This is a genomic window from Gorillibacterium timonense, from assembly GCF_001457415.1.
GTDB lineage: Bacteria > Bacillota > Bacilli > Paenibacillales > NBRC-103111 > Gorillibacterium > Gorillibacterium timonense.
In genome coordinates this window covers 459,754-484,249 of the sequence record NZ_LN881723.1, presented here as the reverse complement: position 1 = coordinate 484,249, position 24,496 = coordinate 459,754, and the positions used below count along the sequence as shown (strand labels likewise).

The window sequence follows — 24,496 nt, the reverse complement described above, 5'->3', positions numbered from 1 at the left end:
TTAAGGAAGTGTAGACGATTTGAATAAAAATTGGCGTCAAAAGGTGCTTGAACATTTTCAAGCACCTTTCTACCATATTACGTTAGTGACAGACCCAGATTCCTTATTGCAAGATGAGGCCATTATCAGCCAGTTGCAAAAATTAGGGATAGACGTTGTAGAATTTCAAGATCGGGCCGTATTCAGGTATTGGTATGAAAGCCAGTATAGACCGAATCCATTTAATAGTTATTTACTAATACATCCGAAGTCAAATGATATCAGTGATATCCCCTACGATATATGGGCTCAGGGCAAACATATTTCAATTTGTAAGAGTGAATTGTTCCCAATGTTATCTGCACCTATAGTGCAGGAACTCGATTTTAGAACACTAGATGCTTTGTCATTGATGGATGACATACCAGTCAAGAGATCAGATAATGATACCATCAACTTCTTATTGAAGCGAATTTACAAATTACCATACGACACTATTGATACCGCGGCTGAATATATTCTACTTTGTATAAGCCGACATCAACTTCCTTTTACAATGCCTGGAACGATAGAAAAATATCTGATAGATGCATTAAATCATAAAAACAGCAATTCACAATTAGTTATATCTGAATTAATTCAATCTTCAGATGCTTTGTATTCCTTCTTACAGCAAGAATGGTGTGATTTCTTGGAAAGTGGTACTCCTAAGGATCATCCACATTGGGATACGAAATTACAAGATACACTTGCTGGTTTATTTCGTATGGGGAAATTAAAACCTATTCCGTTTAATAAAGATTCATTGCCTGATTCATTATTATTTGGAGTAAAACAACTGAATTCAGAACAGTCTCAAATCGTGTTAATAAGCGAACATATCAGTCAGATTGAAAAAATGTTAGAACTTGACATTGACCGTCGCGACTGGGTCAACCTTATTGGTTTATTCAGTACTGCGAAATCAATCATGTTTACGCTAGATTTTTCATCAGAAATTAGTAAAAAAATAAAGTCCATTGAGCAGCTCATAGAAGAGCGATTTGCTCTCTGGCTAAATAATCATTTTGGGGCTTTGGCTTCGTTATCAGATCAGCATACACCGGTAATGCTCCATAAAGTGGCTGAGCATATGCACCTGCAAGGAAGTCCTAAAAAGGCTATAATTGTAATGGACGGATTAAGTTTTGTACAGTGGAGTCAAGTTCGTTCAGAGTTACAGTCTTTTGACTTTATAGAAAACGGTACATTTGCTTGGATCCCTACTTTAACCTCTGTATCTAGACAAGCCATTTTCTCGGGGGAAATACCAAAAACTTACTACTCAACCATTCATACAACAGCTAATGAGGAAAAAGAATGGAGAGCATGTTGGGCTAAATATGGTATTGCGCCAATCTATGTCACGTATGAGAAATCATTAGGCCAAGGGGAATATAATAAATCGGAAATTAAGGCGTTATCTAAATCGAGCGTTAAAGTTGCGGGACTTGTAGTCGACATTATTGATAAGTTGACACATAACACGATTCAAGGTCATAGGGGAATGCATGGGCAAATATCTATTTGGTTAAAAACCGGTTACTTGCAATCCTTACTTCACGACTTATTGGAAGCTGGATTTGATGTATATATTACCTCTGATCATGGCAACAAAGAAAGCGTAGGTATCGGAGCCATTCGCGAAGGCGTATTAGCGGATACCCGCGGGGAGCGAGTTAGAATTTATAATTCAGAGGAGTTGCGGGATCGGGCTGCACAGAAATACTCGTCGCAAAAATGGGAATCAATCGGTCTCCCGGATGAATTCTTCGTATTGGCAGCTAAAAGTGGCGAGGCTTTTGTTAAAGAAGGCGAAGTTGTAGTGAGCCATGGCGGAACCAGCATTGAAGAGGTTATCGTTCCTTTCGTGCGAGTTAAGAAAAGAAGAGAATGAAGGTGTCAGATTGAAAAAGGCTGTTGGCTTTGATCAAAAACTGCAATTGCATCAGTTAGACCATATCGCACGTGAGTTATCAAGAGTGGAAAATCGGCAACAGCTATATGACCTCGTGGATCAAAACTTGATGGCAGATATTGCTGGTGCGAAGGCAAGACTGAATGCTAGAACGATTTTGTTTAAAATTTGGGTGTTAGTCGACAACGAGAATGTGGAACTTCGGGATCGTGGCTTACAATTATTTGCGAACGCTTCTAGAGAAGAAAGATTACTCCTGCACTGGGGAATGATGCTTCTTGCATATCCATTCTTCAGGGATGTTGCTGATCAAGTGGGGCGTATCTTTCAGCTTCATGGGGATTTCTCAAGTTTGCAGTTAAGTAGGAAAATTTTTGCGCTTTATGGTGAACGTAGGCGAGTCAGTGTATCGATAGGAGCCGTACTTGGAACCTTTAAACACTTAGAAGTAATGAGTGAGCAAAAAAAGCTGTATGTGAATGCTGAAAAGATACCCATTCACCAGTTAGAATTTAAACTTTGGCTTATTGAGGTCATGCTGAAAGCCACCGAGAAATCAGCCATAGAATTAAAGCAAATTGCTACGGAACCTTGTTTGTTCCCATTCAATCTAGATATAACGGAAAGCGAATTGAGAAATAGTCGGCTACAAGTAACACGGCAGGGGATAGACATGGTGATGGTAGTATTGAGGTAAGGCGGTGGGATAATGATTAAAGTCGGTGAAATTGTACAAGGAGCTCAGTTTCCAGAGAGAGTTGAAATTAAAAAAGTTGAAGCCTTCGATGAAGGCTTTTTCTCTATTGCTGCATTAGGACGGGATTCGAATCGGTATTATGAGTTAATGTTGGATAAAGCCGAGCTTGAATCTTTTAAGAGAATAAGTGAGCGAATTAGTTTGGACCAGCAGATAGCTGCTAGTGATCTTCAGCATTATCTGCGATATCATGCATTGTTAGTCAATAGTAAATACTCTTCGAAAAGGGCATTGGGCAACAAAAATTTAATTCCATTGCCACATCAGATCGAAGCGGTTTATAGCCGTATGCTTCAAATGCCCCAGGTACGCTTCTTACTTGCGGATGATCCAGGTGCAGGGAAGACGATTATGTCAGGTATGCTCATTAAAGAGCTTAAAGCACGTGAAAGTGTTGAGAGAATCTTAATTCTTGTTCCGCCATTAGTTTTGAAACAATGGCAGGAAGAGTTGCAGGAAAAATTCCACGAAGATTTCTTTATAATAAATCGCTCCGTAACAAAACAATACGGTTCCAAAAACCCATTCTTAGAACATGGTTGCTGTCTTGCTTCCGTTTACTGGGCTGCCCGTGATGATGTTAAAAGCCTGGTAAGTGAAGCGAATTTTGATCTTGTGATTGTGGATGAAGCTCACAAAATGGCGGCCTACACTCATGGTGTTACAAATAAGAAGACATCTAAAACAAAGCTATATCGCCTAGGGGAAACTGTACTTAGACAAGCAGAGCACTGCGTACTGTTAACAGCCACCCCACATAAAGGTGACATGGAGAATTTTCGGCATCTGATGCGTTTAGTAGATGATGATATTTTTTCTAACTTATCGGTAACGGAATCTCTACGCGAAAAGGCAAATCCGTTTATTATTCGAAGGTTAAAGGAAACGCTAAAAAATTTTGATGGGACGCCGCTTTTTCCTAAACGGACAGCTAGAACGATTCAGTATACTTTATCTGAAGAAGAACTTGATCTGTACGAAGCGGTTACAGATTATGTTCGTCTCCACTTTAATCGAGCGATGAATGCCGGAAGCAACAGCACAGCTTTTGCCATGATGCTGCTCCAAAGAAGACTAAGCTCATCTGTCAATGCCATCGATTTATCGCTTAAGCGTAGAAGAGACCGGTTAATTAAACTGTTAGAAGAAACGATCGCAAGTAAAAAGAAACAAGGCAAAAATAAAGTAGAATTTGATTGGGACGAGTATGAAGACGAATCGTTGGAAACTCAAGAGCTATTAGAAGATGAACTTGAAAGTTCAACGGATAACCTCGATCCGGAGGAGCTAAGGATCGAAATTAATGAATTAGAAAGACTAATAAGGAAAACGTCTCATCTGAAAGAAACAGCTGTAGAGCGAAAATATGATGAATTAGAGCAAACCTTATTTGGTTGGAATGGTTTATTGAATCAAGGGGAAAAGATTCTTATTTTCACGGAATCGGCGGACACACTTGATTTTTTAGAGAAACGCTTATTAACGCGTGTTCCTCAGATCGCGAAGATTGTTGGGCGTTTTTCTATGGATGAACGTAGAAGACAAGTTGAATTGTTCCGTAATGAGTGCCAGATCATGCTTGCTACAGATGCCGGTGGAGAGTCGATCAACCTACAGTTTTGTAATCAGATGATAAACTACGACATTCCGTGGAACCCCAATAAGCTAGAACAACGTATGGGGCGTATTCATCGAATTGGTCAGAAGAATGAAGTGGCTATCTTTAATCTTGTTGCATCTAACACACGAGAAGGCGACGTAATGATTCGTCTGCTTGAGAAAATGGAACGTATGAGGGAAGACTTAGGTGCCGACCTTGTATACGATTTTATCGGTGACATCGTTGATGGAGATTTCAATGATTTGGCATCTTTAATGCAAGCTGCCGTCATTCACCGTGAGAAGCTAGACGATATTATTGCAACTATGGAGCGGAAACTCTCAGAAGAGCATAAAAAACTGCTTGAAGAAGTGGAGCGGGAGAGGCTCTCCGAAGATATTTTTGATTTGCCCAAGATGCGAAAGGAACAGCATGATCTGGTGATAAGAAAACACCCCGAACGAAATTTCGGGTTATTTACAGAACATATCCTCAATAAATGTAATGTGAGGATACACCAAACCCAAAATGAGAAGATAAAACGAATTGAACGATTGCCCAAATACATTCGAGATATATCAAAAACAAATCGGCTTCCACTGTATCAACTGGAAGACGCAATTCGTTTCACTTCATTTAGGGGTTATGTAAAGGAAGGAATCGATATCATTTCTGAGGATCATCCTTTATTTAAATTAGGAATGATTCTTACACGTAAAGAAAATGAGAAATTAGCAATAGATCGCTATATGGTGTATTGTCCGGTAAGTGAACCTTTGTCAATTGAGGTTTATCTTAATAGTGTTACCGATGGCACAGGGAATGAATTAGCTAATGAACTTATCCTTCTAGGCAAACGACAGGATGATTCATTAATTCGATTAGATCCTTATTGGTTGTTTCAGCAGGAGTTTGTCGGTGAACTTACCACTTTAAGTGAGTCGTTAGATAGTTCATTTCGTTCCGCCGCGGTGAAGGCAGCAATGGATTTACGGGATCAGGTTCGACAAAAACGCGAAGAGCAGCTAGAACGAGTATCAAGCTATTTGGACAAAACGTTTAAAAAACAAATTGATGATTTATTAGAGCGCCGTGGCAAGTATGAACAGGAAAATGAGGAAAATCGTAATGGTGCTTTAATTAATCAAGTGGATGCTAATCTAATTGACGTGGAAATGCGTAAGGAGCGGAGATTAGCTTTAGTTCAAAGACAAAAAAATATTGGAATGAAGCCTCCAAAACGAATTGCCCAACTGGAAGTTATACCAAGAGGGAAATCCCAAAGACTCATTTCCGTAGATTATAAGGATCTTATCCAGGATTACGAACGTCAAAATGGGCGGGCAAATATAAAGACATTTAATCCATGTTCGCTGGTTGACTTTTATAGTGAAAGATTTAACGGGGAGCCACGGTTTATCATCATTTCCGATGACGAAATGTATTGGCCATCCGAAGAATATTCCGAAGATTTGAAAGAGATAGAAGATCGGACTTATATTTATGTTGTGAAAGACGGTACTGTGAAAGAAGAGAGAAAACTAACAGATTTACCGAAGTTTATTCAAATGTAAGGCTTTGTGTACCGCAGCACTTATTGACGGTTATTGATTGAAGTACATAAAACCTAATGAATCGTACAAAAGAATAAAACCCTACTTTTCGTTTCCTGACATTTCCCATGTTGGGGAACTTTTTTTATTGATAGTCAATTAGCAGGACTTTGTTGGATATTGACGAAGACATAGGAAGTGAGAACTATTTCGAAAGCTGTATTTAGAAATAATAAAATTGCAAGTATCCAAGAAAAGTAATTGATAAATAAAACTCAACAAGAACATATGTTTCGTGACATAGATGTGTCCAACGATTGATTTATACTATTTGAGAGTAACACATGAGAGGGGATGAGTTCATTGAGAACTGTTGAATTGGCTGAGGAAGTATTAAAATCTAAGGGTTGGGCATACCAGTTTGACCTGTCTGTTTTACTTAATCAAACAGATGATTCAATTAATGAGCACATTCGAAGTGTGTATTTGTCAGCCATTCAAGTGCTTTCTAAGCAGAAATCCAAAAGATTATTGAAAGGGCCATTCTATCTTTGGATTTGCCAGAAAAAGCTTTTAGGTGATAATAATCGATTTGTGGATGGTTTTTCGTTAATTGTAACCCCTTTCTATCAAGAGGTTGTTGGTAGAGACGTTGACCCGATTGTTGAGAAAATGTGGCAACATAAAGGATATATTCGAATGGAATCTGCAATCCCGATATTAGAAGGAGCCGTTCCTGCTTGTGTATTTGAAGATGGGCAGGTCATTCCTATTGAATTGGATGCCACATTGCTATCCAAGTTGAATGAAACTTTTGAAGAACATCAATATATGCTTTCTCTAGTCAATCCAGGAATGACACTTAGACCGAATCCCTACGAATGATTTATTTATGGAGGCTAACATGAACATTACCCAAATTGAAGAAGCCTTATCGATTCCTGAAACATCACTGAGATGCCAACGCGTACTTGATGAAGTTCAGCCGGTACTTCGTCAACTCATGGACGAATTTAAAAACAAATATGCTAGTGTCGCCATGGAACTGCTCGATTACCATGTCCATACCTATGAAGTTACACTTCGGACGACGATGCATGATGCTCGGAATCCTAAGTATGCAGAAAGCAAACAGAATTCAGATATTGGTAAAAAAGCCTTTGTAGAATTAATGGATAAAAGCCACTTTCAATCTGAGTACTCTGCTTTAATGCTCTCTTTAAATGGGTCGGATCGAAAGTTGAAAATTATTCTATCCAGCAATTTTTATCCTTTCTGGGAGGCAGTACGAACACAGCGTAATGTAGACGAATTTAGGAAGATCCTTGATTCACTTTCCGATCATGTGTGCATTTATGCTAGCGATAAAGAAGAAGTGCTGATTAACAAAGCGGACTTAATTCCATATATTCAACAATGCTCAAATGAAAAGCGAAGACCTTGGATATATTTTGGGACATTAATCGATTTTGATGAGATTCCACAAACCAATGAGCTAATTGATGTGATATGGGATACTTGGAATCAGCTTGAACCAATTCGCCAATTTATTAGTCATGAGGCTGCTAGCCATGCACTCTCCTTAACAATATTGGAACAGTTCAATTTACATCAAGAGGATATCGCGATATCACTCTACGGCAAAGAATATATCGTTAAGTTTGATCCAGTAAGTCAAATAAAGTCCAACAAGTTTAGGCAAAAATACGGTATATATGATAAAGGTCAACTGGTAACGGACGGAATGCTGGAAAACTATACACGGGAACCGAATGAAGTAATCGGCATATATGTCAATGGATACGGGCATATTTTTCACAATATTCGTAATTTGCATGGGAATGGTCTTGTACAGTGGACGATAACGAAAAGCTTTAAATTTCATGGTAAAGATCAATCAAAAAGTATGAACAAAGACTATCAATCTAAATCGCTTGAAGAATTATTGAACCATGGTATTCAATTTGATGGGACTTCATTTATTGTAGGTACTTGGGATAATGAAAAACTGCAGTTTATTGAGCCGATCGCAAAAGTAAAAAGCCGTTTGATCATGGCTGCGGCAATTTTCGCAGATTGTACTGGAATGATCACTCTTCCGAAAGAACATCCAGATCAGTTGTTGCTTCCAGATCATGATGGCATTGGTGGGGAAGAAACTGAAATTGAGGATATATTCCAACATGATTTTAACTTGGCCGCCATCTTGTCCAATGTACGCGAGAGTCCATTCACATACCCAGATGCAGTCATGCGAGATTTCCATTTGAACTTGACGAGCCTGGAAGACAAGCATTTTGTCATCCTGAACGGCATTTCCGGAACAGGCAAGACGCGTCTATGTTTGCTCTATGCCAATGCCGTATATGGCAAAGCGCATGATGCGCTCAATCCGTATTTGAGAGTAATTCCAGTTCGACCGGATTGGACGGATTCGACCTCCCTGTTCGGTTATTACAGCGCTCTGGAGAAAAGGTATGTGCGGACACCATTCCTGAACGCCGTGCTGCAAGCGATCCAGGAAGGAAAGCCGATGTTCATCGTGCTCGATGAAATGAACCTGGCACGTGTCGAATATTACTTAAGCGACTATTTAAGCGCGATCGAATCGAGGCAGCCAATACGTCTACATACGGAGAGCCATATTACGGATGTACCGCAAGAACTGCAAATCCCTCATAATCTCTATGTGATTGGCACGATCAACGTCGACGAGACGACGTACAGCATCTCGGATAAGGTATTGGACAGAGCCTTCGTGATGACGTTGTCTGATGTCGATCTGGAGCAGTTCTGGAACGCGGCGGAGTCTAAGTATAAGGTCGCCTTGCAGGAAGAATGGAAAATGCTTCAGGCACTTCATGTAAAGCTTAGCCGGTATGAGCTTCATTTCGGCTACCGCACGATGAATGAGATGCTCCGCAAGCTGTACGCCAATGCGGAACTAGATTCGGATATTCGCATGGAGAAGAAGGAAGCGGTCGATCGCGTGATTGCCGAGAAAGTGCTGCCCAAGATTCGCGGGGATGAGCGAATTGATGCGTTGCTCACCAACTTGATCGATTGGACAGCCGCGTTATTCGGCGACGGATCGGAATCGCTCTATCACTTGCTGCGCATGAAAGGAGAACTGGATCGGTATGGCGCTACCCAGTTCTGGAGATAATCCCGAATTCTACTGCTCGGATACGGGGATATGGACTCCGATTGATCAAATGCGATTTGAGGAAGCGCGAATATATCGCTGGAGAACGTCGTACCAAGAGCCTTTTCAATTTTTTGCGCTTGGCATGCCGATCCCGATGGTGCGAACGGACACAGGCTGGGAAGGTGAATGGACGGCGCCTTTCCAGTCCGGCTTGCTGACTTTCACAATCGAACAAGCTGAACGAATAACCCATGAGACGCACTTGTTTCCCGACAAGCGAAAAATAACCGAAGTAGACTACGCGCAAATGATAGCGGATATTCTTACGGAAGCGGCGGCTTGTTTTCAGCATTGCGGGGCTTATCTGAAGTTCGATAGCAAAGGTTTCGCTCGAAAAACCTCTTTGGCGCAGTGGGATTACATCGATCGTTCCTTTTATCGACTGCAGCAATGGTTTCGAGACATTCAAGCCAGACCGCTTCGCAGGCTGACCACGACCGATCAATGGATTCGCAGAGAAAACGTGAAGCATGTGACGCCGGCGTTTCTTGCTTGGTCGGAACGACATCCAGGCAACGGAATGAGTCGAGAGCTTCCCGTTCCCGAGCTCGTCTGGTCTGGTGTGCGCGAGGACACGTACAGCGTATATGAGAACCGAGTGTTTCTTCGGCAACTGCGCGAGCTGCAGCACCTTCTTCGCGAGTACCAAGCCGTAACTTTGGATGCGATACGGTCCAAAGCCGGTTATTATCTTGATCGTGTGAACGGGTGGCTTCGCTCTTCTTTTCTGCAGCAGCTACAGCCTCACGCCGGCCCGGTCGTCGTATCCCTAGTGTTTCGCAAACATCCGATCTATCGGAACTGGTTTTCTTGGTTTCAGCAGCTCTATCAATTTTATGAGTACTCTATCGGTTTTCAAAGCTCGATACCCTTGAAAGACACGTATCATCTTTATGAAATATGGGTCTTCATGCAACTGGTCAAGATACTACGGGAAAACGGCTCATTGCTCGATTCTTCCGATCTCTTTACCCTAGAGCAGGATGGTCTGGTCTTGAATTTGTCCGAGAAAAAGGAGAGCCGGATTAAGCTGGTTGGCGGCGCCACTCTTGCTTACCAACGAAGGTTTAAACCGTCAACGCGCGATTTCATCACGTATACGCATGACATGATTCCGGATATCGTGCTCGAGGCTGAAGGGAAGCTGTATATTTTTGATCCAAAATATCGCGTAGATCGTAATCTACCGATGGCGCTAGGAGAAATGCATAAGTATCGGGACGGAATCGTGCGATCAACGGATGGCAGCAGGGCGGTGGAAGAGGTTTATATTATTACGCCTGCAGACGGCAAGGAAAATTCGATTCTGTTTGGAGACGACTATATGAAGAAGTATCGCATGGGGGTTTATACATTAAAGCCAGGTGAATGGAATAAGGAACTAGCGCTTAGGCTAACGGAGATCATGAGAGAATCCATCGAGGCAATGATTTGAAGCGGAGAGGAGTCAGTTAGAATGACCGATGTCGCAGATAAACATGGATCGAGCTGTCATTCAATCATTGAAAAAGCGATCGAATTTGCCGCCTATGCACATCGAAATCAGATGTAGGCTTCTGCACCGTACTCATGAGTGCATTAAACATGTATCCTCACGAGGTTCTTCATCATTTCAAGCGTGGTATTAAACGTGGGATATTATTAAAGAAACTACACCATGGCGGACTTCAATTATTTTGAGGTTCGTTTTTGTTTATAGGAACAAACATTCGGTGACAAGTAGAGGTCAAATGGTCGTGTCATAATTATGGTTAAGTACTCTCTAGGAGCGTGTTCCATTGAATAGACTACAAGATATGCTTTATTACCTTATCACCGGATTACAACAATGGACAAAAAACTATGATCATGTCCCAGAGGAGCTTCACAGGGGCATGCTTATGTTTATACAGGAAGCCGGAAGGTCAGGGGCTGAGATTCCTACGGATTTGTATCGGCTTCTTCATATTTTGCATAAACCATCTTCTGAATGGGGGATTGAAGGGCTTACTGAATATTATCCTGGCGAATCCTCACTAATTGAAGAGTTTATTGGGATATCCCCTGATGCAGAAGATTTCATTAATACTTATATATCCCCTGATGAAGCGCAGCAGAAGAATATGCTGGCTATTTTGCAATTCTGCAGAGATGAAAACCGGAATTTGCAAGCAGAATATACTCAAATACGCACATTTTTGTCCAGGCCTCAGAATGCAGTATTGTCTGCGCTTCAACTCGCGCAATTTGCTGAGTCCATTCGTGACCGCGAATTAAGCGCGTTAGTGCGTCAATGTTATGAAGAGGTAACTCTTCAGATGGATAATTATCGTAAATGCACGCATTGTGGATGGACATTAACGTACAAGTATGATCGATGGCGATGCAACAAAGAAAATATCTGTCACTCGTTAGCTGATTTCGAGAAATTTGATTTGTTCTTCTTTAAAGATGAACGAGTATTCCGGCAGCTTCCCGGTATACAGAGGTATGTGCTGTTACCTGGGATTTCAGAAATGAAAATTGCGGAATGGTTAAAACAGAAAGGGTACGGAGTAGAATTATATCCTCATATTGATGAGTATGATCTTGCAATTTCACATAATAACAGTGAAAGTAAGATGTTTTTGGATGTAAAAGATTTCAAAGATCCAAGAATGCTGGCGAATTTCTTTAATCAAAAACCATTATCATATTTGGAGAAGTATGGTCAACAGGTGTACGTTGTTATTCCCAAATACCGAAATGATCTATATCCATCTTACGGTATGAGAGCATCAACACTTTTAAAAGAAGACACGCGGAAACTTATAAAAATCATTATGGAGAATGAATTGGAAAAAACGTTGAAGGAGGTGCTCTGGTGAGGAAAACCTATTGGGATTTAACTGAAGAAATAAACAAAGAGTTTTTCTCACTAGAACTGCCCAAAGCCGACATATCAACAATAATAAGCCTGGAGCTATTTATGACGGGGTGTCGTTTAATTGACTCGATGCTTCATATTGATCAAGGTTGGTCGTTATTGGTTGGTTATGATGAGCCGGTTTTAAAGTACATCGAACATAAGGATATCGTAGTCAGACTTAGGATTTTATTCCCTGAGTTAAGGAGTAAGAAAATACTGGCTAGACGGATTGAAGCCTATCGAGCTATTGATATGAAATTTCGTTTGTTTGATATCGATGAAAAGGGAAAGCTTAACCAACTGGTTCCACGATTTTTGACTAATAGAATAATCAATTACGAACAGATACTTAAAAAACCGATTCCCAGACAAATCAATACAACTCCTTTTGCAACTCAGGGGAAATTCGAATACTCCAGAATCGTAAGAGGAGGATTTATTCAAAGCTTTCATGGCAGCATCCCTGAAGCTTTAGCAGTAAAAGAAAAGCGTTTATTACCTTCTTATCGTGAGAAGAAGATACTTAGTCTAGAGTTGCCGTTCAATGGGCTTTCGTTGGGCAAAGAAATGGATGAAATAGCCGGAAAATCTTCATCTTGGGCGAAAAGAGCAACTGCAGTTGTACTCGAGTCAATAGATTGGGATATAGAGTTTGTTTACAAAGGAAACCAGCATATAGGCGGTGCATTGGGAGCAGGGAAATCTACTTTCATGCTCATGGAGACGTATCGTCTCGTGAAGCAGGAAGGTGCCAGAGTCGGCTTTATTGAAGGCAGCGTTTCCCAAGTGATAGAGCGCATCAAAATTCTTCGCGAGTTAGGCATTCGTGCTGTTCCGATCATTGGTAAGTCATCAAGAAAGATCCACCAGGAAAATTATTTATTTGCAAATGCAAGTGAGATCATCGAGCTTAGCGATTGGAGGAACAACGAATTTCAAGATCTAAAGCATTTGTCGGACTTATGTGTTATTAAAGCGTTGTCTGAAGATTACGAACGAAATAGTAGTTATCCGTGTACTCAGCTAAAACAAGAAAATAAGTCTGTGAAATGTCCATTAGCGGATCAATGTGGAGTTTACCGTGATTTCTCCCGACTTGCAGAAGCAGATGTTTGGGTGGCTACGTCTGCAAGTGTACTCAAAACAAGAATTCCAGCGATGATTGATCCGTTAGAGAGGACGATCTATGAAGCGATGTACGATCTAATGGATGTCGTATACGTGGACGAAGCGGATGAAGTCCAAAAGCAATTCGATGAGACGTTCTTATCGGAATATAATGTTTTTGGAAGTGTAGAGGATATCTTTGAACGGTTGTCTAATGAATCTCATCAGTTAACAAATGGACGATATCATTTAGCAGGTGATCCCGTTGTGACGGAGTGGAAAGATAAACTTCGCCAATTAGATCAAATGATTTGGAGAATTTATGAAAAGTTAGATCGTTCTCTAACATTGCGTAAGAATATCAGTCGTAATCTGATTAGAGTGGCGGCGCTGGCCGATTCATTAAGCGAGAAGATTTCCTTCGACGAGGAATCGCAAAAGAAGATTCGCAGACATTTATTGGATTATGCAAATGAGCCTTATCAAGACTCCATGTTATCTAGCATTGTTGATGAGTTAGTTGAAAAGGAAAATCACGATGAAAAGCAAAAGCTGCTGACTCAAATTACAGAGAAGCTGCTTAAAGGAACAATTCGGCCGCGAGTAAACAAAGATTTATTTTATGCGCAATTGGAGTTTTATATTTATTTATGCCGAGCGGAAGAATGTATCAAGTTCATTCTGACTTCCTTTACTATGATTCAAGCCAAGCTAGGAATGACAGCAGATTTTACTCCGTTATTCACTATGCAGAAAGATTATCAAGCGTTCATGAAAGAGGCCATGACGGGCACGATGATCGGATATAAATACGATTTGAAGGATGGGGAAAAAACAGGGACATTTAAATTAGTCGAATATACAGGGGTAGGCAGATTATTGTTGCATGACTGGCATTGTGTATATGAAGATTCTGATCAGAAACAAGGGCCGGCAGTTATCTTTCTTTCAGGCACAAGCCATGCACCCGAATCCGCGCATTATCATTTGAACACGGGATCCAAATGGTTGCTCAAAGCAGATCGAACATCTCCGGAAGTTCAAATAACATTCAAACCCATTCTTGACGCTCGCCATGATAAATTTCTTGAAGTCTCAGGGATAGGCGATGAAGAGGTTAGAAACAGCAATTTATATGAGATGGTTCAACAACTTAAATCTGATATTCTTTATGAATTGAAATTTTGGAGTAGTAGAGGAAATCCGCGAAGGGCACTCTTAGTGGTAAATTCGTATGATGATGTTGCCACAGTCGCCAGGGCGTTTCGTAGTGATCAGAGTTGGCAAGGACGTTATAAAGTTCTTTCAAGGGAAAGGAGTCATGAACCAGATCAATTCCCTAGAACAATGATTGAGTCGTTTCGCAAAGAAAGGGCTGAAGTATTGATTGTACCGCTTCTCTCTGTAGGTAGAGGTTACAATATATTGGATCAAAATGGAGAGTCGTTATTTGGATCGGTCTTTTTCCTCGTTCGTCCTTATCCTATTCCGAATGACATGAATTACTTGGTTCAAGCGCTCCACTCCTACTTGCCTCGATATTTGCAACGGATAACAGGACAAGGAATTCATTACGAGAAAGCCGTTTCCAAATTACGCCAAATTAGCAGCGGTAAGTTCGAAGCGATGTATAAAAAGCCTGATTACTGGTCTATTCTAGATGATTCTGAAAGAGAAGTTATGGCGTGGTATACGTTTATCCCAATTTGGCAAATGATTGGACGATTGCTGCGCGGCGGTAAAAATGCCAGAGTATTTTTCTGCGATTCAAAGTTCAATGCAAAGCCTGCTGGTAAACCAGAAGGGATGTCCATGTTGGATAGTTGGGCAGCGATTATGCAGAAGCACAAAAGGGATCCTTTGTTTTTGAGTTTGTACGGACCATTTATCGACGGAATAAATAATATCATTCTGGAGGGATATTGCGATGAAGAAGATGGAACTGTTTGCACTGGAGATTGATGAAACGCTGTTTTATAACGAAACTATCTATTATATGAAAATGCCGGAGAGCTGGAGAAACTTCTTTAATAGAGAGCGTACAGATCGCTTTAAGCTTGCATTTAAAGTAGAACCTCTAGGAAAGAAGCTTAAAAGTATTTTTCCTGAAATCGTAAGCGTATGTTCAAACAACAAGGTGTTGCTCGATGATCAGCCTTGGCTAGTTTCCACAAAACCTATTCATTCATCGTATATAAAACATTTGACGCTTGGATGGCTAGCACATTTAAAGGATTATTCGATTCCTGATTTACCGCAAGACGTAAGAGATTCGGAGCTTGTTTGGGCTTCTTCTACGTTTGGTGATGTTCACGAATTCGTTGATAACTACCAGTGGGTTCCCGGCATGGCAGCAGTCAAGTTCTGCCAGGAATCAAAGTTTCTTGATTTAGGTAATGAGCTACGTGAAGAGCTGAAATTCTATCATGTTATCTTTAATGATAAACACGAATGCATTTCTAATCCGATTCGAAAATCTCATCGTCATGATCCATTTTCTTATGTCATTCGATTTGCATTGAAGACTCGTGGGGGAGATGCTGATCGAGCCATACTAACGGTTTCCTTGGGGACAAGAAGGTATTTGAGCGATGTACAAATCAAAGAAGGCAAGTGCTACATGAGGTCTGGGCATTACTGTTCGGTTTTGGTATCTGTTCAAAATCCATATGTTACGAGCTTAGATCGTTCATTTTCCCAATTGAAATTTGAAAGACGTCCTCGCAACTCTTCATATACATCATGGGAGAGCGCATTAGACGAATTGTATTGGGATGTGCTGAATGGGGAGTCTTTCGAGGCAGATTCGTTGCTTGTGAATCCCAAGGTCTATTCCGATGGGGATGGAGAAATCACGGCTTATGTCGTGAACAACAATCTATTTACTGGAAATAGTGTGAAAGCGGGAATCGGCCTTCCAGAGAAAAGCGGTTTGTATAACTTGGCCAAAGGGTTCTTAACGAATTATGGTGCAAGAGAACTTCAACTTATTCCTGATATTTCTCTTAGAGGTATGAATGACAATCGCTTTCCAATCGTTGTTCCTAAGGAAGAGCGAATAACTATCGAGATTTATAGTTCTACCGAGATGTTTGAAGCAGTAATAAAAGAACTATCTACAGCGCAAAAGTCAATTGATAACGTAACTATTCTTGATGAGATTTCTGACTCCGTCTTCAGATTAAATTCGGATAAAGAGTTCATTGTTGAACTTGTCCATTGTAATCCAGACATCATAACATCGGAATTAGAGATTGATAGATATAAGGATAACTCGATTGCTCAAGAAAAGCGTATTAATCAAATTGTGAAGCAACTTTCCAAAGTTGAACAACCTAACCACTCGGTATTAGCTCTTGTAGAAATTGAAGAGAAGAGTAAGTGGAGAGAGGGGGCCGACCCTAAGAAAGCTATTCGGGAAGGATTGAAGATGACAGGGCGACTATCGCAATTTATTCACCCACTAACAGGTGATGAGAAAGGAGATTTATCCCGCATTCTGAATGCTGTAGTAGACCTTTTCAACGATTATGGTCTATTTAGTGATAACGTCAATAAGATCAATGCGTCTGGAACGTTGTTATCTATATCTGTCATAAAAGCTGGAAAAAAATATCTGCCTGCCATTTCAAGATTAGACGGCACGGATCTCAGTGTTAAGCTATTAGGTAATGATAGGTGGATGACTTTGTCTGAAGCGGCACTGAAAATGGATGAATCTAAATTTCTTGATAATCCTCGAAGAGAAAATAAAAGCAGCGAAGTGTTTAAAGCATTTATCACAGCTGAGATTCACAGTGAACTAGAACGAAGTTCGGGGCAAGTCATTGTGCTTATCAACGCTACATTAAGACACGGTTGGTTGGGGGCTATCGGTAATTCAAAAATACAATGCGATCGTGTTCCTTATCTTAATGAGCGTTTGGCCAATGAGACACGATTAAGGTTCATCCGCATTAACGCGACGGATGACATTCCTCAATATCGAATCATTATTGATGATGAGATGAACAGGTTTACTAAAGCATTAGGAGTTTTTAAGGACCCTGCAGGTATTTATTACGGTGTGGGCGGAAGACCGAATGCATGGAAAGGAATCGCTAACGATGCAATCAAGTTTTCATCGCCTTCCAAATTATTGCTCCAACAACGGGCTGTGGAATACATTCCCTTAGGAGCAGAGAATGAAAACGAGTCGGATGAACTTGCTCTTCTAGCGGATCATCTAAGACGATTAGGGTTGACTTATGATAAGCACACCATTTTTCCGTACACGATGCGTGTACTGAGCTCATTATCGAAATATATAACCGGTAATGAAGACGATTATGATTACGATGCTGAGTTTGAAGAGGAAGTGGAGATGGACTCGGAGGAAGATTATGTAGAGGTGACATCATGACTTCATTAATCAAAAACTTAAGAGATGGTGAAGAATTCGTCGGGTATTATTTGATCAAAGAAATAGAAGCAAAGCAGACCAGTAGTTCTATACCTAAAGATTATTTGGATCTCGTGCTTGCCGATTATCACAGTCATTGACGTGAGTGCTGACACTTTTAGGGATTATCCACCTATTAACTTAAGCGATCATAGACATGTTACATGTTTATGGTCGCGTTTATTTTTATCAAGTGTCCAAGCCGTATCCGCATATTCTCCATTAGGAGGGATGCCGGGTGCATGTGAAATTGATTGTGGGTGACTCTAATGACAAAATACGCATGGCCTGTTATGATTATCTCCTAGAGAAGTTCAGGAGGGAGAAACATGATCGCTATTTACGCCAGGGTGAGCACAGAAGAACAAGCAAAACATGGATTCAGCCTGAACGATCAGATTCGTCAGTGTCGGATGAAAGCGGAGACGAATAAAGTTAAAGAATATGTGGACGATGGGATATCTGGAGAGTTTCTAGATAGACCAGCCTTAACCAAATTACGGGAAGATGTTAGAGAAGGGATCATAAGCAAAATCATATGTCTGGATCCCGACCGTTTATCGCGGAAATTAATGAACCAATTAATCATAACGGATGAATTCGATAGAAGAGGAATAGAACTGGTATTCGTTAATGGAGAGTATTCCAAAACCCCGGAAGGAAACCTGTTCTATTCTATGCGTGGGGCGATAGCCGAATTTGAAAAATCCAAAATTAACGAACGAATGAGCCGCGGCAGACGAGAAAAAGCGCGACAAGGTAAAGTGTTGAGAGATTTTCAAGTCTACGGATATAGTTATGACAAAGAGTCGGAGCAATTCCTTGTCAATGAAGACGAAGCCGCAATCGTAAGATTGATTTTTGATTTATTTACTCAGCCGAACACAATGGTTCAAGGGTTAAATGGTATCGCACTATATTTAACTAGCAAAGGTGTACCTACCAAACGAGGAGCTCCAGTATGGCATCGTCAAGTCGTTAGACAAATCATAATGAATCGAGCCTATATTGGCGAGTTTTATCAGAATCGTTGGAATACCGAAGGGATGCTTGGCAACAAGCATAGAAAAGATGAGGAAAAGGTTCCAATGCGGGAGAGGCCAAAGAGTGATTGGATCCTGATACCTTGCCCCCCCATTATCGAAGAGGCCCAGTTTGAACACGCCCAGAGACTGCTTTCAGAATCACGTCGAAGATGGGCACAGAAGAGTAAGCATCCATATTTATTAAGTGGCTTGCTTAGATGCGGAGACTGCGGCAATACAATGACCGGGCGATTATCAAATAATTGGGGCAAAAAGGTTCCTGAGTATACAGATATTAAAAATACTGCAGGTGCAAAACTTAAAGGCTGCGGTAGAAGAATCAAAGCCCAGATGATCGAAGATCAAGTATGGGAGCAAGTCGCAAGTTGGTTAAATAATCCTGACGAAATTGCCGCGGCGTTGCAACAGGAGAAGACAAAAGAGCCTTTTGAAACTGGAGAAATAGCCAGGATCGAAAAGGAAATCGAAAAAACTAAAAACGCCCGAAAAAAACTAATCAAATTGTTTGCAGCCAGTGAAGACTTTATTGGGGAAGAGGAAATTCGGCAGGAATTGAAGGAGTTAACTCAGAAAGAGGAAGCTCTGATCAACCAACTAGCCGAGTTGTCTGATATGTTGAATTCTACGCAGAACAATGAGTACAACATTAACGTCCTGATGGAAGCCGTTCAGTATTATCTGTCAAAAGGGCAAAACGAGCTGGCGTTTGAAGAGAAGCGAGATTTAATCCGGCAGGTTGTACGGGAAATACGGGTGTATGAGGATTCGGTTGAGATTTTTACGTTTTAATACCGGATTGATTCAGGAACAAACCAAGTGTGGCCTGGGAGGATGTATGGATCGGAATTTGGAGCAGCGGCTTGCTCAGGCTTTGAAAGAAATTGAATCGCTTCGATTAGAAAACCAACATTTAAGACATCAGTTGTCTAAATATTTGGAGCTTGATGATTTCAAAGAGAGTACACCCACTAATGAAATTACTATTGATCACGAACAGCCTCCCGTGGGCCAGGTCCACCTCCAATCGAGACCAGAGGACAAAATCGCTTTATTCCGTTCTCTTTTTCGAGGGAGGGAGGATGTATATCCCGTTAGATGGACAAGCAAAACGGGGAAATCGGGATATTCACCTGTTTGTAAGAATGATCGGTCACCTGTTTGTAATAAGCCCCGGATTAAATGCTCTAATTGTTCTTATCAAGCTTTCGAAATGGTATCGGATGATATTTATGCCCGCCATCTGAATGCAAAGATAAACCGTACCGTAGGTGTTTATCCCATGCTAAAAGATGAAACCTGCTGGTTTCTTGCCATGGACTTTGACAAACACAATTGGAAGCAAGATGCTTTTGCTGTAATGGATACTTGTAAGGCACATCATATTCCTTCAGCTCTTGAACGCTCACGTTCGGGAAACGGGGGGCATGTCTGGTTGTTCTTTGATCAGCCGGTAGAAGCGAGTCTCGCCAGAAAATTAGGAAGTGCCTTATTAACCAAAACAAGGGAGCGCCATTATCAGCTCTCTTTAGACTCCTACGATCGATTATTTCCAAACCAAGACACGCTGCCTAAAGGTGGTTTTGGGAATTTGATTGCTTTGCCTCTGCAGGGGGGACCTCGCATAGAAGGCAACAGCGTCTTTATCGATGAACGGTTTCAACCGTATCACGACCAGTGGAGCTTCTTGTCGGGTCTTGGGAAAATTAGCTTGGGTGAAGCTCAAAGACTAGTCTTAGAGTTGACGAAAGGGGAGTCCCCACTTGGCACAAACGTATGGAATGAAACAGAAGATGAAAATAGCGAGCGACCTTGGTTAGATGGTGGAATGCACAATCCATCATTAGATATGGGACAACTCCCCGAACGGGTTCGAGTAGTTCTTTCCAACATGATCTATATCGAAAAAAATGGGCTTCCTTCGCCATTCATTCAGAGGCTGCAAGCTTTGGCTATGTTTCAAAATCCTGATTTCTATAAGACACAGGCCATGAGATTGCCGACTTACGGCAAGCCTCGGGTTATCGGCTGTTTTGACGATTACGACAACTATCTTGCGATACCTAGAGGTTGTCATGGAAAAATGTCGGACTTAATGAAAACGAATCAAATTGAACTGGTTGTATCGGACGAACGTAATCCTGGTTGTCCGATTGATGTTAACTTCAATGGGACACTTTCCATGCTGCAGGATGGTGCTACAAGATCTATGCTTACTCATGAAACGGGGATCTTATCGGCCACAACCGCGTTTGGCAAGACCGTCGTTGCAGCTTCTATTATTGCCTCCAGAAAAGTAAACACCTTGGTACTCGTCCACCGAAGAGAGCTCATGGATCAGTGGAGAGAACGGCTGGGTGCTTTTTTGAAAATGGACAAGAAGAATATTGGCATCATCGGCGGAGGCAAGGACAAACGAACTGGAATCGTAGATATCGCGGTTATACAAAGCTTGAACTATAAAGGCGCCATTAAGGAATATATAGAGGAATACGGCCAAATCATTGTAGATGAATGTCACCATGTTTCGGCTTTTAGCTTTGAGCAGGTGTTGAAAAAAGCTAAGGCCAAATATGTTCTGGGTCTAACTGCAACCCCATCCAGGAAGGATGGACATCAACCGATCGTTCTCATGCAATGCGGTCCGATTCGCGTGTCAATAGATGCGAAGTCGCAGGCTCAATCTCGGGGGTTGGAGCAAAAAGTGATTCCTCGCTATACCAGTTTCCGTACACCTCAAGCCCTATTTTCACCGGGCATTCAAGAGATCTATAAGCTATTGGTCGAAGATGAAGAACGAAATAACATGATTTTTGATGACTTGCTTAAGGCGTTGGATCAAGGGCGATCACCAATCCTTTTGACGGAACGTACCGCTCATGTGGAATACTTTGAAAATCGCCTGAAGCATTTTGCAAAGAATGTGGTTGTCCTGCGTGGTGGTATGGGGAAAAAGCAACGGGAAGCCTTAAGGGGGCAAATCGCTTCCATATCCGATTCCGAAGAACGAGTATTTATTGCTACCGGAAAGCTGATCGGAGAGGGTTTTGACGATGCGCGGCTGGATACGTTATTCCTGGTCCATCCCATCTCTTGGAAGGGGACGCTTCAGCAATATGCTGGACGTCTTCATCGAACCCATCACAATAAACTTGATGTGCAGATTTATGATTATGTAGACTTGCAGGTACCGATGCTTATGGCCATGTACAAGAAACGTGTCAAGGGTTATGCTGCAATGGGATATCACGGAATGAACTTATAATTATGCTCTATGGTTACTGAAGTGATTGACGCCGCAATGTCGGCATCAAGTGGTAGATCATGAGCTTAGCTGTTTGTGTAAAGGTCCTTATGTTATAATTTTAGGAATAGATGGTTGAGGCTAATTCCTGAATAACACAATGACTCAGGCGGTGATACGTGTGAACCGGATACAGGACTTAAATAAGTTCATTAAACTAACAGGCGATCGAGCGAAATTGGATGCAAAAGCTAACGGCACATACATTGTGTACAAAACAAGTGAAGGTTATATGGTTAGGGAATATAGCGATGGGAAAATAGAACGTATCGAGGATTTGGAGCTCTACAATGAATAGCCCACTAGCAACCATGTTTGTGTTCGCTGGTAATAACGGCAGTGGCAAAAGTACAATTCGCAATCTGATTGTGGATCGTATTGGTGTTAGTATAAATATTGATGCAGATGCACTCGCTCGCGCGATTGATGCTGAACAACCCGAGCGTTACAAAGTAAGTGCCGGAAAAGAAGCAATTAAGATAGTAAGAGATTGTATTCGTAACAAACGTGATTTTTCAATCGAGACGACTTTGGCAGGCGGTAACGTTATTCGCCAAATGCGTGAAGCGAAGAATAAAGGCTTTGAGGTTGTCATGTTCTATGTTGGATTAGGTGACTATCGATTGAATATCGAAAGGGTTGCCGCCCGGGTGAAAAATGGCGGTCATCATATTCCATCTGAGGATATCATAAGGCGGCATCATACCTCCATAGAGAATTTACTTGCTCATCTTGATCTTATCGATCATTTGGTTCTGGTCGACAATAGTGAGTCAGATGGTAAGATCGTAATGGAAGCCGACCAAAAACGCGTTATTTATCGATCTGCTGAGCTGCCTGAGTGGGTAAGGAAAGTTGAGAAGCACCTAGAATAGATCTAATTCATGGACGTATAGACATGCAACACTATAGACATTAGAACCGAAATCCTCATGCACCTCCGATCCCTGAAAAAAACGCGCAAGGATGTCTCGCTTCATGACCCCATCGGGACGGACAAGGAAGGCAACGAAATTACCCTGATCGATATCCTGGGAAGTGAATCGGATGATGTGGCCGAGAAGGTACAACTCAAGATCGAGAAGTCGAAAATCTATGCGCATCTGGATATTCTCGACCCGCGCGAACAAGAGGTGATTCGCGGACGCTTCGGTCTCGATACGGGCGGGGAGGAGCGGACACAGCGGGAGATCGCCAAGGAGCTGGGCATCAGCCGCAGCTATGTGTCACGGATCGAGAAGCGTGCGCTCATGAAGCTGTATCATGAGTTTTACAAGCAGAAGCGGTAGCGGGTCGAATAGCAGAATGTAAGTGGAAAAACGACAAGAGGACACCTAGCGATAGGTGTCCGTTTTGTGATGAAGTGATTCGTGAGGCGAAGGTGGATTGAGTGCTTCACTCCCGATAAGGATGTGAAGTTCGCCACCTTTGCCGCTCGTTGGATCGAATATGAAATCACCCTGATCGACATTTTTTGACAGAGTGACGGACGATTTGGCCGAGAAGGTGAGGCGGGAGATCACCAAGGAGCTAGGTATCAGCCGCAGCTATGTATCGCGGTAGTTTTTAATTTAATGGAACCAAATATCAGGTTTACCAAAACTAGGCAAGCGGCCAGTCATAGAGCTGGCTGTTTTCTTTTGCATTTTTGAAAAGCTGACAAGCGCTTTCATAACGACCAATCATAGCGATAGAATTCCAATCGCCGTGGGGTAGTGGCCGACCCGCTTCTCCTTTACTATGAAACCAAGAGGGGGATGCATATGTTGGCTAAGTTTTATAAGTATCGATGGCAGTATCTGATGATTTTACCGGGTGTCGTCCTGCTCTTGCTTTTCAGCTATATCCCGATGGCGGGGATTCAGGTGGCATTCCGGGACTTTCAAATCGGCTCATCCATTTGGGACAGCCCCTGGGTGGGGATGGACAATTTTGCATTCTTGCAGGAGCCGCAATTTTGGAAAATCGTTGAAAACACACTGTTCATTTCCGTGTTGAAATTCATTTTTGGATTTCCGGCACCGATTCTCTTGGCGCTGATGATTAATGAGGTGTCCCATTCGGGCTTTAAGCGCTTTGTACAATCGGTCAGCTATTTGCCTCACTTTTTCTCGTGGATTGTCGTGGTGTACATCTTGCAATCCTTTCTGACCCTGGACGGCGGGCTTGTCAATCAGCTGATCTCCAAGGCGGGAGGAGATCCGATTTTCTTCATGGGCTCGACCGAATGGTTCCGTCCACTGGTGGTATCAAGCGGTTTGTGGAAGGAGACGGGGTGGAACACCATCCTCTACCTGGCGGCGATCACGGCGATCGATCCGCAGCTTTATGAAGCTGCCAAGGTGGAAGGCGCCGGCAAGCTGGCACAGATCCGCCACATCACGCTGCCGGGCATCATGCCCACGATTTCCATCGTGCTCATTCTGAGCATTCCGAGCTTGATCACGGTCGGAATGGATCAAATCTATCCGATGATGAACTCAGCCAATCAGGAAGTGGCGGATGTTCTTGATACGTATGTTCTCCGAAGCGGTCTTCAACAGGGATACTTTGGCATGGCGACCGCAATAGGGCTGCTTTCGTCGATCATCAGTCTGGTTCTGGTCGTGACGACGAACAAGCTGTCCCGCAAAATCAATGGCGAGGGATTGTGGTGACCG

Annotated in this window: 13 protein-coding genes and 1 pseudogene; all 14 read left to right on the top strand. The window is 42.0% G+C overall.

Annotated elements, in window-relative coordinates; genetic code table 11:
• Positions 1 to 19 precede the first annotated feature (19 nt).
• The 14 genes and pseudogenes from pglZ to BN2684_RS09900 all read left to right on the top strand — a co-directional run bounded on the left by pglZ (position 20) and on the right by BN2684_RS09900 (position 24,493).
• Positions 20 to 1,915 (top strand): BREX-3 system phosphatase PglZ, encoded by a 1,896-nt coding sequence (gene pglZ, locus BN2684_RS09970; protein ID WP_058302022.1) that lies wholly within the window; start codon positions 20 to 22, stop codon positions 1,913 to 1,915.
• A 10-nt stretch (positions 1,916 to 1,925) separates the two neighbouring features.
• Positions 1,926 to 2,633 carry a hypothetical protein gene (locus BN2684_RS09965; RefSeq protein ID WP_058302021.1) on the top strand — a complete coding sequence of 236 codons (708 nt, stop codon included), beginning with the start codon at positions 1,926 to 1,928 and terminating at the stop codon, positions 2,631 to 2,633.
• Positions 2,634 to 2,645: 12 nt separating this feature from the next.
• Complete coding sequence (locus tag BN2684_RS09960; protein ID WP_058302020.1) at positions 2,646 to 5,867, top strand: DEAD/DEAH box helicase; 3,222 nt, start codon at positions 2,646 to 2,648, stop codon at positions 5,865 to 5,867.
• 342 nt (positions 5,868 to 6,209) lie between these two features.
• The gene (locus BN2684_RS09955; protein ID WP_058302019.1) at positions 6,210 to 6,731 is read left to right on the top strand and encodes a hypothetical protein; all 522 of its coding nucleotides are present in this window, start codon (positions 6,210 to 6,212) and stop codon (positions 6,729 to 6,731) included.
• Between the two features lie 19 nt (positions 6,732 to 6,750).
• The gene (locus tag BN2684_RS09950; RefSeq protein ID WP_058302018.1) at positions 6,751 to 9,012 is read left to right on the top strand and encodes an McrB family protein; all 2,262 of its coding nucleotides are present in this window, start codon (positions 6,751 to 6,753) and stop codon (positions 9,010 to 9,012) included.
• The gene (locus BN2684_RS09945; protein ID WP_058302017.1) at positions 8,987 to 10,489 is read left to right on the top strand and encodes a DUF2357 domain-containing protein; all 1,503 of its coding nucleotides are present in this window, start codon (positions 8,987 to 8,989) and stop codon (positions 10,487 to 10,489) included. The genes BN2684_RS09950 and BN2684_RS09945 overlap by 26 nt, the downstream gene beginning before the upstream one ends.
• Before the next feature lie 343 nt (positions 10,490 to 10,832).
• Positions 10,833 to 11,900, top strand: coding sequence for a restriction endonuclease-related protein (locus BN2684_RS09940; protein ID WP_058302016.1), 1,068 nt, complete (start codon positions 10,833 to 10,835; stop codon positions 11,898 to 11,900).
• Positions 11,897 to 15,010 (top strand): pPIWI_RE_Z domain-containing protein, encoded by a 3,114-nt coding sequence (locus tag BN2684_RS09935; protein ID WP_058302015.1) that lies wholly within the window; start codon positions 11,897 to 11,899, stop codon positions 15,008 to 15,010. The genes BN2684_RS09940 and BN2684_RS09935 overlap by 4 nt, the downstream gene beginning before the upstream one ends.
• Entirely contained in the window at positions 14,976 to 17,450 is a 2,475-nt protein-coding gene (locus BN2684_RS09930) for a pPIWI_RE module domain-containing protein (protein ID WP_058302014.1), read from the top strand. The genes BN2684_RS09935 and BN2684_RS09930 overlap by 35 nt, the downstream gene beginning before the upstream one ends.
• A gap of 368 nt (positions 17,451 to 17,818) precedes the next feature.
• A complete protein-coding gene (locus BN2684_RS09925) occupies positions 17,819 to 19,324 on the top strand; it encodes a recombinase family protein (protein WP_058302013.1) in 1,506 nt (501 codons plus the stop codon).
• Between the two features lie 46 nt (positions 19,325 to 19,370).
• A complete protein-coding gene (locus BN2684_RS09920; protein WP_058302012.1) occupies positions 19,371 to 21,797 on the top strand; it encodes a TOTE conflict system archaeo-eukaryotic primase domain-containing protein in 2,427 nt (808 codons plus the stop codon).
• Between the two features lie 329 nt (positions 21,798 to 22,126).
• Complete coding sequence (locus BN2684_RS09910) at positions 22,127 to 22,711, top strand: zeta toxin family protein (protein WP_058302010.1); 585 nt, start codon at positions 22,127 to 22,129, stop codon at positions 22,709 to 22,711.
• 39 nt (positions 22,712 to 22,750) lie between these two features.
• Positions 22,751 to 23,125, top strand: a pseudogene (locus tag BN2684_RS09905) (sigma-70 family RNA polymerase sigma factor); the annotation flags it as partial.
• Between the two features lie 474 nt (positions 23,126 to 23,599).
• Entirely contained in the window at positions 23,600 to 24,493 is an 894-nt protein-coding gene (locus tag BN2684_RS09900) for an ABC transporter permease (protein ID WP_058302009.1), read from the top strand.
• Positions 24,494 to 24,496: the final 3 nt, after the last annotated feature.

What these genes read in the sequence shown, in the direction of transcription:
- BN2684_RS09920 (WP_058302012.1), top strand. Translation starts at nt 19,371, where the DNA reads ATGGATCGGAATTTGGAGCAGCGGCTTGCTCAGGCTTTGAAAGAAATT.
- BN2684_RS09900 (WP_058302009.1), top strand. Translation starts at nt 23,600, where the DNA reads ATGTTGGCTAAGTTTTATAAGTATCGATGGCAGTATCTGATGATTTTA.
- BN2684_RS09925 (WP_058302013.1), top strand. Translation starts at nt 17,819, where the DNA reads ATGATCGCTATTTACGCCAGGGTGAGCACAGAAGAACAAGCAAAACAT.
- BN2684_RS09910 (WP_058302010.1), top strand. Translation starts at nt 22,127, where the DNA reads ATGAATAGCCCACTAGCAACCATGTTTGTGTTCGCTGGTAATAACGGC.
- BN2684_RS09945 (WP_058302017.1), top strand. Translation starts at nt 8,987, where the DNA reads ATGGCGCTACCCAGTTCTGGAGATAATCCCGAATTCTACTGCTCGGAT.
- BN2684_RS09960 (WP_058302020.1), top strand. Translation starts at nt 2,646, where the DNA reads ATGATTAAAGTCGGTGAAATTGTACAAGGAGCTCAGTTTCCAGAGAGA.
- BN2684_RS09930 (WP_058302014.1), top strand. Translation starts at nt 14,976, where the DNA reads ATGAAGAAGATGGAACTGTTTGCACTGGAGATTGATGAAACGCTGTTT.
- BN2684_RS09950 (WP_058302018.1), top strand. Translation starts at nt 6,751, where the DNA reads ATGAACATTACCCAAATTGAAGAAGCCTTATCGATTCCTGAAACATCA.